A 12,614-nucleotide genomic window follows, 5' to 3' on the forward strand; every position below is an offset into this window, starting at 1 on the left:
ATTAAGTAGATTTACTTATGATAAAAAAGGATATAGAACCAGTTGCAATAACTATATTCGCTTTGCGAAAATTACATAATCGTCAAGGGTATAGTGTGAATTATAAGCAAGGTTTAAATATTTAGTTTTTAGGGGATTAAGATAAGTTTGCAGGGGGAGATGATTGGATGCAAAATTGTAAAAATTTTTTATTTTAGTTCGGCTACCTGTTGACGTTAAATATTTATACCATTCAAGACGAAGACCTAAATTTTCTAGAAATTCAACGATAAGTGTTTGTTCTTTTTTTATATCTTTATTTTGATTTACAATGAAATTTTGAGATTTAAATAATTTACTTTTTTGAATAACCAACACGACTTTACCATTACTTTTTAAGCAATTTTCAATTATTTTACTATAAGCTTTATAGGATCTTTCTCTAGATTGAAGATCGCTGAAAAAACAATGGGAAATAAAAACAAAGTCAAAAAAGTCTCGTGGGAGTTTTTCTAAAAAATTTTCGTAATCGAAAATATTGGCAGTATCGAAGCGGAAATAAGTATTGGGAGGTTGAGGATGAGATTCGAGATAACGCCGCCAAAACTGGAAACCCCGATATTGTAAGTTAGCTTGAGCTTCTAAAGAATAATAAGAAATATGAAATAGTGGATTTTGCAAAAATTGATGACTGCTTTGTAAGAATAACGCCAACCCATAAGCTACTGTACCCGGTCCGGCAGCCAGATCGAGAACATTAAAATTAGTGGGTAACAGTCCAGCTTGATAAATCAAAAACCATACTAAATAGTTACAGTAAACATTTTCTGCAAAATATTTCAGCAAATAGACATCAGGAGTGAAATTAAATGCGTATTCGGGATCGATTCCCTTTTTAAGCTTTTCCAGATCTTCGATCGCTTTTTGAATCTCTTCACGTTTCTTGGGAGTCGAATTTTTCTTAAATGCTTCGGTTAAAAACAAAGACAACTCATGTTCAAATCGATCGAAAACTGTTCGATCGATTCCCGTTACTTGCAATTTTGCGCGATCGTGTTCGACCACATGAAAACTATTGGTAATAAAATCAATTAAATTAGAGTCTGGGGTTAAAAGTCCACGAGCATCCGTATTGTCAAAAAGCTGTTCGAGTTCTAAAAAATTAACCTTTTGACGAAATTCGATAACTTCTTGTTTAAGTTTTTTAATTTCTTGTTTGGCATCTTCTAACTCGGTTTCAGCTTGTTTCTTTTTGTTAAGTAATTTGGCAATTCCCGATATCGGACTCTTCTGGATCTTGAGCTTGGCTAATCGTCGTTCGGCAAGATCGAAGTTGTTATTATTGAGTGCGGTAATCACATACAGGGAATTCCACCAGTTTTTAATCAGTTCAATCATAGCCAAATCCAGAGGCGCCCTCAAATACTTCTACATCAGATAAGAGAGATTTGAGCTTTTCCTTAAAGCTGTGATAATGCATGGCCTCTTCATTATACCACCATTGATACTTGTCAATGATATCTAGCGCTTGTTGACGGGTTCCCGCAACGAGCGATCGCTCACTAAATTGGTGAAAGGGTTGAATCACCACACGATCTACTGTTTGAAGCTGATGTATGAACTGGTTTCGATCTTCTGGAAAAGTAGGCAATAAGGGAGTAATCGTTACGGAGAAACGACTATCATATTCTTCATTGCACGGAATATTATGTTTTAAAAAACCGATCGCGCGCAGTCTAGCTTTAATACTGGGCGAACGTCCTTCAAAATCCCTTCTCACTCTTTCGCTTCCCGTTGGAATACTCATATTAATCCGAATCCGTTTAAACTTCCGGAGGAGATCGAGATCGCGAACGATCATGGGGGTACGGGTTTGAATGACTAAAGTCGGCTGGTATTTAATCATGATTTCCAACAAACTTCGCGTCAATTTCTTTTTGGTTTCAATAGGTTGGTAAGGATCGGTTACCGTACTCATATAGATACTGGGCGGGCGTTCGGGATGGTTATTTGCCCATTTTTGTAATTCTTTTTCTAAAAGAGTGGCGGCATTTTTTTTAACCATCGCCCAATTTCCCCAATTTTCCCGCATTTTTGAATTAGGGCTAAAGGCGGCAGCATAACAGTAAGTACAACCATACTGACAGCCTTTATAAGGATTTAAAGTAAAGTCATAAGCTTTGATAAATCCACTCGCTTTGTTGAGTATAGATTTGGCTTCTATAGATCGAATGGTTGTATTTCCTAATTTTTCTTCTTGAGGGTCATCAGAATGGGTTGAAAGATTCCGATCGTGAACCATCACTTATCCTCCTGTTGCAGTTCCGAAGCGATCGCGATCGTGAGGGTGGTGCAGTTGGGTGATGTCCGGTCCGGAGGGAATAATCCCGCCGGGATTGAGAGGAAATAAATTACCGTAATAGTCCCGTTTGACTTGCTCTAGATCGCAGGTCTCGGCAACCCCTGGAAGTTGATATAAATCGCGTAAATACGATCCGAGATGAAGATAATCTTGGATGCGGCGGCGATTGCATTTAAATAAGCTATAGTAGACAATATCAAAACGGAATAAAGTTGTAAATAGACGCACGTCGGCTAAAGTGAGGCGATCGCCGCATAAATATCGCCGTTCTTCCAAAGTGCGATCGATCCGGTCGAGCATCGAAAACAGTTCCTCGCAGGCGCGATCGTAAGCGATTTGAGTTTGGGCAAAACCGCAGCGATAAACTCCATTATTCACCGCATCATAAATCTGCTCGTTCCAGCGATCGATTTCGGTTTTTAATTCCGACGGATACAGATCTAGTTCGGGATGCTTTGCAAAGTGGTTAAATTCGGCATTGAGCATCACGATAATTTCCGAACTTTCGTTATTGACGATCGCCCGTTTTTGCTTGTCCCATAAGACCGGAACCGTCGATCTGCCGTCGTATCCCGGTTTCGCTAACCGATAGAGTTCGGGCAAGCTTTGGCAACCTTCCTGGGGAGTTTCAAACACCCACATGCCATCGTTAGGGGAAGGAACGACCAGACCGACAGAAATCGCATTCTCTAACCCTTTTAAAGCGCGAACGACTAGGGTTCGATGAGCCCAAGGACATCCCATTCCCACGAATAATTGATAACGTCCTTCGGCGGGAGGATGGGGATTGTCCGGTTCGGTGCCAATAGTTTTTCGGAATTGACTTTGCGGACGGATGTAAGCCCCGGATTTATCCGACGGCGCCATATTAGACATCATGGTTTGCCAGAGGGTCGTCCAGACAAATTTTCCGAGTCGGATAATAGGGGTGGGGGGAAGGGCGAACAGCATGGGTTTTAGGATTTTAGAGTTTAGAGTTTAGATTTTAGAGTTTAGATAGAGAGGGTAACCTTTGCGTTTTCAGGGACTGGTGTCTGGAGTGAAAGTTATCTCGATGTCCGAGCCAGGGGTAAACTAAGGATGATGCCAACCCTGGATCTCCCGCCCGTCTTTGGCCTGCTGAGTTCTCAACGGCTGCCTTCAAAAATGGTACGATTGCCTTCCGAGCAAATTTTGCCGCGTTAGTGCTGCTCAGTTCGACCATTTCACGCCAAATCGTAATACATCTATGAAATTCGTTTGCAAGCAAAGCGACCTAGGAACTAATCTGTCATTGGTGAGCCGGGCGGTACCGTCTCGACCGACGCATCCGGTACTGGCGAACGTGCTGTTAAGTGCGGACGAAGAGAAGCAGGAAGTCAGTTTGACGGCGTTTGATTTAAGCTTGGGTATCAAGACCACGTTTGAGGCTCAGGTGGAAACCGAAGGGACGATCGCCCTTCCGGCAAAACTCTTTAACGATATTGTATCCCGCTTGCCGGAGGGAGAAATTTTGTTCGATGACGAAGCGAAAGACACGGCAGAAACGTCATCGGAGAGTGCGGCGATCGCCACCCTAACCTGTGCGACGGGACGCTATCAAGTCCGGGGGATGAGTGCGGATGAATTTCCGTCGTTACCGACGATTCAAGAGGGACAAAGCCTCGAAATCGCTATTGACGTTCTCATGGAAGGATTGCGCGGTTCGCTGTTCGCGACCAGTGGCGACGAAACGAAGCAAATTCTCACGGGAGTTCATGTTAAGGTTCACCCGGAAACGTTCGAGTTTGCGGCGACGGACGGCCATCGTTTGGCGGTGACGGAAACGGCGAGCCATCCGGAAGCGGAGGGGGAAGAAGAGGCGCCCAAACCGTCGGAACCGCGAGAATTTTTTGAAATGACGATTCCGGCCCGGGCGTTGCGCGAACTGGAACGGATGGCGGCGATGGGGGGTAAAGGAGAGGCGATCGCCCTGTCGTTGGATCCCGGTCAAATTGCCTTCGAGTTGTCGAACCAACGGCTGACGAGTCGCACTCTCGAAGGTCAATATCCCAATTACGGACAGTTGATTCCCCGGTCTTTCGAGCGCCAAATTACCGTAGAACGGCGTAAATTGCTCTCGGCGTTAGAACGGATCTCGATTTTGGCGGATAAAAAAAATAATATCGTCAAATTCTCGATCGATAGCGAAGGGCAGAAATTACGCTTGTCTGTGGAAGCGGCGGATGTCGGCAGTGGGGAAGAAGCTCTCGACGCTCAGATTTCTGGGGAGAGTTTGGACATTGCATTTAATGTTAAATATGCAATGGAATCGTTAAAAAATCTCGGGTCCCAGGAAGTTCAAGTCAAATTGAATACGGCGACTTCTCCGGTCGTCCTGACGCCGTTAGGGGGAACGAAAATGACTCATTTATTAATGCCCGTACAGTTGCGCTCTTGACAGAGTGCCGCCGTGGGGGTCAGTCTTTCAGAATGGATGTGCAGCTAGCTAAAAAAAAGTTAAGAGGGGGAGTCAGATGGGTCGTCGCATCGGGGGTGCTGACCCTGGTTTGCGGTGGGGGTTGGTGGCTGTATGCGAGCAATTTCGGCGCTCGATCGCAGGCGATCGCGGTGCGGGCGATCGATGTGGAGCTCGGGACCATCGAGAAAAAAATTGACGAGAGTGGAATTGTCGAATTTGGCAACCAACAAACCCTCAAATCGCCCACGGATGCGACGGTAGACACCCTCTGGGTGGAGGTCGGCGATCGCGTCGATCTCGGTAGCGAACTGCTGCGCTTGCGCGATTCCCAGCAACAGTTGGGGCTTAACGAACACCAACTGAAAATCCGCCAGCAAGAACTGACCCTCGCTTACCACCGCGATCGCCTCCAAAACGCCCGTCTGGCGGTGGAGGCTGCCGAAACTGACCTCGCCGCTAAAATCGCCCAAACGACCCGTAGCGAGCAAATTCAACTGGAAGCCAAAGCCCTCGAAATTGAAAAACAACAACTGACCGTCGCCAATACCCAGGCAAAAATCGAAACGGCCCAGGGACAACTCGACGCGGCGCGCCAAGAACTCGAAGAAGTCGAAGCCCTCGTCGAAAAAGGCTATATTCCCAGCAACGAATTGCGCGCCGCCCAAGATGAAATTCGTAATGGTCAAGACCAATTGCGCGAGGCTGAATTGGACTTTGCGATCGCCCAATTAGAGTTGAAAAATCTGCAACTCGATCGCCAACGTCTCCAGCAAGAACGACAAGACAAACTCGCCCAACAAGAGAGCGAAATCCGGCAGGCGCGATCGGCCCTACGCGAAGCTCAAGCAACCCTCGCCAACGTTGAGAATGAGGTTCGCACTGCCGACATCGAACTCGAAAATCTCGAACTCGAACGCCAACGACTCGCCAAAGAACTACAAGCGAATATCGTCACTTCCCCCATCTTCGGTACCGTCCTCGACCTGTTCGTTAAACCCGGCGATGGCGTCGAACGCGGCAAAGATTTACTCGTCCTCGGCGACCCCAGTCGCGAAGTGGTCAAACTGCAACTGTCTACCCTCAACGCCAAACAAGTTGAAGTCAACCAAGCCGCGCGCGTCAGCCTCATCGGACCCAATCCGAAAACTTTTGAGGGTCGCGTTCGCAGCTTGTCCCCCCTCGCCAGTACCTCCGCCACGGACTCCTCCGGTCGTCAGTCCGGTCAAGCCACGATCGCCGCCATCGTCGAACTCGATCGCCCCAGCAATTTTCTCATTCCCGGGAGTCAAGTCAGCGTCGAGATTATTTTACAACGTCGTGAAGAGGTCGTCGTTTTACAAATGGAAGCGATTCAGCGCGACGACCGAGAGCCCTATGTTTGGGTGCGCGCCGATGACGGAACCGCCCAAAAACAAGCGATCGCCCTCGGACTGGAAGGGATTGTCGAAGTCGAAGTCACCGAAGGCTTAAAACCGGGCGATCGGGTGATTTTACCTCCCGTAGATGTCCCCCTACAACCGGGAATTCCAGTGATTGAAGAAGACGAACAAGGTCAAGAGTCGGCGATCGAACGGCCAAACATAAAGAGTAAAAGGCAAAAGGCAAAACGCAAAAGGCAAAAGATAGACGAAGTTTTGATGTCTTGACGGCTTTCAGCTTAGAACCAGAAATTTTCCGAATGTAGGAGCACTTAGGAGTTAAATCCGAAGCGTTAGCCTTCCACTCTAAACTCTAAGATCTAAAATGTAACATCTAAAATCCCCAAAACTTCATGAGTTTAAAAACCTTAGACTTATTAAATTTAACCTATAAATCTTTAACCGGAAACCTCGTGCGTTCTACCTTAACTAGTTTGGGCGTATTTATGGGGGTTGCCGCCGTCAACGCTACCTTACAAGTCGGCAGTATTTCCGAACGAGTGATTGCCGAACAACTCTCCAAACGCGAAGCCCCTCAAATTAATGCCTATATCTGGTTGCGCGACGGACGCAGCTTGCGTTTGGAAGATATGGAATTTTTAAAACAACGCCTAATCGGTTTAAAAGCGATTTCGACTTCCGCCGGATTTGCTTACGATTATGTCGTCTATCAAGACCGTTCCGAAGAAATGTTTGTCGAAGCGGTTTCGGAAGATTACTTACTGACCTCCGGACGGCAAGTTTTGCAAGGTCGTTTTTTTAATAATGAAGATTTTAGCAGTTTTCGCCCAGTCGTCGCGATCGATGACTTTTTACGCGGTCAGTTTTTCGAGCATGAAAATCCGATCGGCAAACGACTTTATATCGGAGGAAAACCGTATATTATTATTGGGGTTGTCGAAACTAAGTTACGCTACCAAGACGACGAACCGAAAGGTGAAATTTTCGTACCCCTCTCTTTACGAACGGCACTGACAGGACGGCGCAACATTGGCGGCATTCAAATCCGTCCTTCTCACTTAGAAGATATGGAATCGATTGAAGAACAAACGGAAAAATTGTTACTTCAACGCTTCCCTGGCGGCGAATTTTATGCGTGGAACAATGCCGAAGATATTTTAGAACAGAAAAAAACCTTAGAAATGACATCGCGCGCTTTGTTAGCTGTCGGTGGAATTGCGTTATTAGTCGGAGGGGTCGGTATCGCGAATATCACGATCGCCTCGACCATCGAAAGGACGCCGGAAATTGGCTTGCGGCGCGCTTTAGGCGCGACCCAACGCGATATTATGTTGCAATTTATTTTAGAAGCCGCTTTATTGAGTTTACTCGGTGGAACGCTGGCGATCGCTAGTGTCCATAGTTTAACTGTTGTGGTCGCCAAAACTTTCGATTTACCGTATAATTTCGAGGAAAAAACGGCGGCGATCGCATTAGGATCGGCAGTCTTGGTCGGTGTCGGTGCCGGATTTTTACCCGCATTGAAAGCAAGTCAACTCGATCCTGTTAAAGCTTTACGCTTGGGTTAAAAAAGGATAAAAATAAGCTAATTATAATGGGTATTTGTGGTGTTGCGAGAAGATTTATTCATTGCCAGAGCAATAGGTGGCGCGATCGCTGTTATCGGCATTGTCAACAGTGGCGAATGGGGGGATTTTGCTCAAGCAGCTCCCCAACCACGCGATCGACAAACAACATTAAATATGGTCAAACAGTCGGTGATTTATAGATTTCCTGAAGTAAAACATAATCGCAGATTTGAAATTACAAACAATTATCTTTTTGCAAATCGCGATCTTGAAAACAATAGCCGTATCGACGAATCCGAACAGCGATCGCTTCCCTATTTTAACGAAGACGATCGGGCGATCGCCCTAACCTTAGCCGATATTGTAATTTTAGCCGTACAAAACAACCGCAATATTAAAAATGCCTATCTCCAACGCATCGCCGATCGCGAAAATTTAGCCGTCGAACTCGATAAATTTTCTCCTAATATCACCCCAGAAGCTTCTCTTTCTGTAGGCAGTAGTGATTTGGGAAGCTTAACTACAAATACCGCGCAATTGGGGTTCGGCGCGATCGTTTCCATTGCCTTACCCACCGGGGCTGAAATTATCGCCGAATGGGAAACAAGCGGCATCGCTCAAAATAATAGTGAAGCGGCGATCGACGATGAAACGGGTCTGCAACAAAACATTGAATTGCGCTTCAGTCAACCCCTTTTAAGGGGATTTGGCAGAGAAGTGAATATAGCTTCTATTGAAGTTGCAAAACTTTCGGAACAGGTCAATATTCTCGATTTAAAATCTACATTAATCGAAACTGTTAGTGACGCGATCGTTGCCTACCGAAATCTCGTCCGCGCTCAAGAGCAGGTGGAAATTGAACGGCTTTCTTTACAGCGTGCCAAAGAATTATTAGAAATTAACCGCGTGCTAATTGAAGCGGGACGACGCGCTCCAATTGAGATGGTACAAAGTCAAACCAATGTTGCCAATCAAGAAGTTCGCGTTTTAGAAGCGGAAAATGACCTCGAAAGTCGCCAACTCGCTTTAATTGAAATTCTCGATATCGACCAACAAACTAAAATTACGGCGATCGAACAACTCGAAATTGAAGAAGCAGAATTACCAAAAGAGCAGGAGTTAATCGATTTAGCTTATCAAAACCGTCCCGATTTTTTACAAGCTTTACTGGCGCTAGAAATTGCTGAATTTGATTTGTTACTGGCTGAAGATAACCGACGCTGGGATTTAGATTTAGAAGCCAGTTATATCAGTGGATTGCGAACCGATACGGAGGATACCAATGACTTGCGAGCTGGACTAAATTTGAGTCGAGAATTTGGCGATCGCACGCTCCAACGAGATCTAGAAACAAGTCGCGTTAATATTTTACAAGAGCAAAATCGGCTGGAAGATTTACGCGAAACGATTAAAATTGAAGTGCGCGATCGCATCCGGGATGTTAATTTATTGCGTCGTCAAGTCGAACTCGCACGGACAGCGAAAGAATTATCTGCCCAAAAGTTAGCCAACGAGCGAGAACTCCTCAAACTCGGTCGTTCCTCGATCGCCGAAATCGTTCGTTTCCAAGAAGATTTAGTCGAGGCCACCAATGCCGAACTCAATGCTAAAATTAATTATCTCAACGCTTTAACCCAGCTCGATCGCACGGTTGGCATTACCTTGGATACGTGGGAAATTACCGTTGAAGCGTTTCCTAAACTGGATTAAAACATTAAAGGAATCGGATCTATAGCTTTTTTCACGATCGGGCGGAGAATTGATTAGGCGACTTTCTCCCTCGGAGTGCATGTCTGCCCCCCTAACTTTAGCTCTTAAGTAAGATACAAGTAAATAGATTAATTATTTTTAGTATAGCACGCCCGGATTTCGGGAGGGGCGATCGCCGGGTCGATGGAGCCTGCGATAAAATCGAGAAAAGCTTGGATTTAACCAACGATGAACCAACCTCAATCGGACAATCAAACGGCAACCTCGCCCACCTCGACCCCGCCAGGGAACAACTCGTCAAACTTTTTCAGTGACTGGCGCGTTCGAGTCGGCTTGCTTGTGGGAACGGTCGGCGGTCTTATTTTGAGTTTATTTTTGGTCGGCTTTTTCTGGCCCCATTGGCTCGCCGGACTCGGGATGCGCTCTTGGTCGTCTCACGCGAACGCCACGCCAATTGAATGCATGATGCGCGATACCAATGACGACGGTTATGTCAGTTGCAGTGCCATGCTTAAAGGAGAAGTCGTCCCCTTGGAATGCGGCGCCAGCGTGTTTAATATCGGATGCCGGGTCAATTACGGTGCGGCGGCAGCTCCTCCGGTACGGGCGAATAAAGCGAATGGTCGGGGAGGTTAAGATCGAGGCCAGCCGCAATTTATGATGATTGTCGATCTCGGTTATGGTCAAATTACTACCGTTCGCACCGATCGCCGCTCTCTTCTTCGCTCTCACGTTGACGGAAATGGAGCAACCGACGCGGGCCGAGTCCCTGGAAGGCTTAGTCCGTCAAAGCCTGTCTTCGGAAAGTGAGGAAGCCGAACGGGCGATCGCCCGCTTGCGCGAACTCGGTCCGGCGGGGTTGCAAGCATTTCTCGATCGCCGTCCCCCGGATCTCGATCCCTCCGAGGCGGCGATCGCCCGTTGGCGCCGGGTTCTCGATCGCCTCTGCCAGCAACGGGACTGTTACGCCTCACAACTGTACTGGTACACGGATTGGGAACGAGCGAAAGCGGCAGCGCGCCGCAGTGGCAAGCCGATCTTATCCTTGCGCCTGCTCGGTCACTTAGACGAAGACCTCAGTTGTGCGAACAGTCGCTTTTTCCGGGTCGCGGTTTACGCTAACGCTCTCGTTGCCTCACGGTTGCGCGATCGCGTCATCCTCCACTGGGAATCCGTCCGCCCGGTTCCCACGGTGACCGTGGATTTCGGCGACGGGCGCACCCTCAAGCGCACCGTCACGGGCAACAGCATTCACTACCTGCTCGATGCCGAGGGACGACCTCTCGACGCCTTGCCCGGTCTCTACGGTCCCCAAGCCTTTCTCACTTGGCTCGATCGCGCCGTGCCGATGGCGCGCCAATTTGCCCGACTGTCGGCCTCGGAACGGGAACGAGTTCTCACTGAATACCACCGCGATCGCCTCGAAACGATACAGCAACAGTGGCGAGGCGATCTGGCGGCTCTCAACGGATCTCCCTCCCCAGCTTTGGAACCGATTCCGGAGGGGGAACCCGATGCAGAAACTGCGGGTCGCTTGGCGGTGACGAAAATGGTGGTCGAGTTTCCGGTTTTGGAACAGTTGGGGGCGATCGAACGCAATCGTCAAACCCTCGAATCCCTTACAAATAGAGAGTTTTGGCAGCAAATTGCCCGCGATCGCGCCGACACGGCCCGCCTCGATGTCAATAGCTTGGCTCTGATGCGGGACAAAAACCCGGCCTTCGACGATCCGGAGCAACTCGAAGCGGTGCAAACTCAGTTCGAGGCGATGATGGCTCTCGATACGGTACGCAACGAGTACCTGTTACATTCGCAAATCCATCAATGGTTTCTCACGGGAGACCCGACCGCGACCCGCGTTTCAACGCTCAACGATCGCGTTTACGAGGAACTCTTTCTCACGCCTAATTCGGATCCGTGGATGGGTTTAGCCCCCGAAAATATTTACAGCGCGATCGACGATGGCGGCTTGTCGCCTCAACCCGGCGATCGCGCGATCGATCGATAAGCTGTCGAACATTTAACCAAAAAAATCAGGGGCAAGTTGCCCCTAGAGTGGCGATGGGGTTGGATCGATCTCGAAACGGGTTCGATGAGTCAGCTTCGCTGCGGGCGATCGCTACTCAACAGATGGGATGCTTAAACACCCATAAAAACTAACTTTCTTCGGAATGACCTGTTAACTGTAAAGACTGTTCTAATGCCATCCGTTGTTCGGCATTGCGCAGGAAATAACCACTCATCATGGCGGAAGCGAGCAGTTGACCTAAAGTGTCGCGATTAGTGGTCACGGAAACATCAAAGCGATCGCCGGGTAAACCGCCCAAAATTCCTTTGAGATTGCGTTCCATGACCTGTGCGGCGGAAGAACTCGGTTGCGAGAGTTGGGCGATCGTATCGGGATTGAGGGATTGAACGTATTTCCAAAGGAGGTTGCTGCTTTCGGAAGCTCCATCGAAGAAGTCGGGGCGGTTAGAGATAGGTTCTTTCACGATCGTCTCCTCTCAAATGACATCAATCTAGCTCGTTCTACGTTCTAAGTTAACAAGGTTGGGGATTGGATTGACAGGGAGTGCAACCGAACCATCCGGGCGGATTTTTCGACCTAATAACGATCGCCAATGCGCTAACCCAGGGGACGCCTAGGGGGAATCGGTATTAAGGGATGTTTAAAATTGGTGGTTGCCACGGGAAAAAGGGCGATCGCAATCCGTTTCACGGGAGTTTTCTATACTTGCAACTTGGCGATCGCCCGATTTATCCCGGACATTCCCCTGGGGTGGGGTGGATCTAAAGGCTCACCCAGGACGGATGCCAACCGAACAGAGAAAGACTAAAGAAAGAAATGTCAGACCTTCGAGGGAGGGGAGGCGGAGGTTGAAACTCGCTGGAATTGGCAACGACTTCGCCATTGGCATCGACGAGCACCCGGTCCGACGCGCGCACGATCGTTTGACCGCTATCGAGTGCTTGACGTAACTGACGTCCGGTTTTCCACGCGGCAAATTTTACGGCATTCCAACGGGGGTTGGCCGGATATCCGGCAAAACCGGATCGTAACGCCGGAATGTTGACACTGGGGAGTGTCGTACGAAATTTGATGCCATCGACTAATTCGACGGTAATTACGTGGCGATGATTGAAAATTTTAGACAATCGAACTCACCCCCTACTGA

12 protein-coding genes are annotated in these 12,614 nt (G+C 47.9%); 7 read left to right on the forward strand and 5 right to left on the reverse strand.

What is annotated here, in order from left to right:
- Positions 1–51 precede the first annotated feature (51 nt).
- Genes HCG48_RS22815 through HCG48_RS22825 form a run of 3 tightly spaced genes read right to left on the reverse strand, consistent with a single transcriptional unit; the run spans position 52 to position 3,292 of the window.
- Positions 52–1,377 (reverse strand): coiled-coil domain-containing protein, encoded by a 1,326-nt coding sequence (locus HCG48_RS22815; protein WP_168571229.1) that lies wholly within the window; start codon positions 1,375–1,377, stop codon positions 52–54.
- The gene (locus HCG48_RS22820; RefSeq protein ID WP_168571230.1) at positions 1,370–2,281 is read right to left on the reverse strand and encodes an SPL family radical SAM protein; all 912 of its coding nucleotides are present in this window, start codon (positions 2,279–2,281) and stop codon (positions 1,370–1,372) included. The genes HCG48_RS22815 and HCG48_RS22820 overlap by 8 nt, the downstream gene beginning before the upstream one ends.
- A gap of 3 nt (positions 2,282–2,284) precedes the next feature.
- Positions 2,285–3,292 carry a glutathione S-transferase family protein gene (locus HCG48_RS22825; RefSeq protein ID WP_168571231.1) on the reverse strand — a complete coding sequence of 336 codons (1,008 nt, stop codon included), beginning with the start codon at positions 3,290–3,292 and terminating at the stop codon, positions 2,285–2,287.
- A gap of 277 nt (positions 3,293–3,569) precedes the next feature.
- Between HCG48_RS22825 and dnaN the strand changes: the two genes are divergently transcribed.
- The 6 genes from dnaN (at position 3,570) to HCG48_RS22855 (ending at position 11,446) form a co-directional block, all read left to right on the forward strand.
- Positions 3,570–4,760, forward strand: coding sequence for a DNA polymerase III subunit beta (gene dnaN / locus HCG48_RS22830; protein WP_168571232.1), 1,191 nt, complete (start codon positions 3,570–3,572; stop codon positions 4,758–4,760).
- 32 nt (positions 4,761–4,792) lie between these two features.
- A complete protein-coding gene (locus HCG48_RS22835) occupies positions 4,793–6,427 on the forward strand; it encodes a permuted SH3 domain-containing protein (protein WP_168571233.1) in 1,635 nt (544 codons plus the stop codon).
- A 125-nt stretch (positions 6,428–6,552) separates the two neighbouring features.
- Positions 6,553–7,728 (forward strand): ABC transporter permease, encoded by a 1,176-nt coding sequence (locus tag HCG48_RS22840; protein WP_168571234.1) that lies wholly within the window; start codon positions 6,553–6,555, stop codon positions 7,726–7,728.
- A 36-nt stretch (positions 7,729–7,764) separates the two neighbouring features.
- Positions 7,765–9,438, forward strand: coding sequence for a TolC family protein (locus HCG48_RS22845; protein ID WP_168571235.1), 1,674 nt, complete (start codon positions 7,765–7,767; stop codon positions 9,436–9,438).
- A gap of 228 nt (positions 9,439–9,666) precedes the next feature.
- Positions 9,667–10,074 (forward strand): hypothetical protein, encoded by a 408-nt coding sequence (locus HCG48_RS25600; RefSeq protein ID WP_200669099.1) that lies wholly within the window; start codon positions 9,667–9,669, stop codon positions 10,072–10,074.
- A 43-nt stretch (positions 10,075–10,117) separates the two neighbouring features.
- Positions 10,118–11,446, forward strand: a complete 1,329-nt coding sequence (locus tag HCG48_RS22855) for a thioredoxin domain-containing protein (RefSeq protein ID WP_168571236.1) — start codon at positions 10,118–10,120, stop codon at positions 11,444–11,446.
- Positions 11,447–11,594: 148 nt separating this feature from the next.
- Here HCG48_RS22855 and HCG48_RS22860 read toward each other — a convergent pair whose 3' ends face one another.
- A complete protein-coding gene (locus HCG48_RS22860; protein WP_210437113.1) occupies positions 11,595–11,930 on the reverse strand; it encodes a DUF760 domain-containing protein in 336 nt (111 codons plus the stop codon).
- Between the two features lie 173 nt (positions 11,931–12,103).
- Here HCG48_RS22860 and HCG48_RS26610 point away from each other — a divergent pair, with 173 nt between their 5' ends.
- The gene (locus tag HCG48_RS26610; RefSeq protein ID WP_281362043.1) at positions 12,104–12,232 is read left to right on the forward strand and encodes a hypothetical protein; all 129 of its coding nucleotides are present in this window, start codon (positions 12,104–12,106) and stop codon (positions 12,230–12,232) included.
- On the opposite strand, the gene HCG48_RS22865 is transcribed toward HCG48_RS26610, so the two are convergent.
- Positions 12,229–12,594 (reverse strand): hypothetical protein, encoded by a 366-nt coding sequence (locus HCG48_RS22865; RefSeq protein WP_168567326.1) that lies wholly within the window; start codon positions 12,592–12,594, stop codon positions 12,229–12,231. The two genes, HCG48_RS26610 and HCG48_RS22865, sit on opposite strands and share 4 nt — an antisense overlap.
- Positions 12,595–12,614 lie beyond the last annotated feature (20 nt).

Source organism: Oxynema aestuarii AP17, assembly GCF_012295525.1.
Lineage (GTDB): Bacteria > Cyanobacteriota > Cyanobacteriia > Cyanobacteriales > Laspinemataceae > Oxynema > Oxynema aestuarii.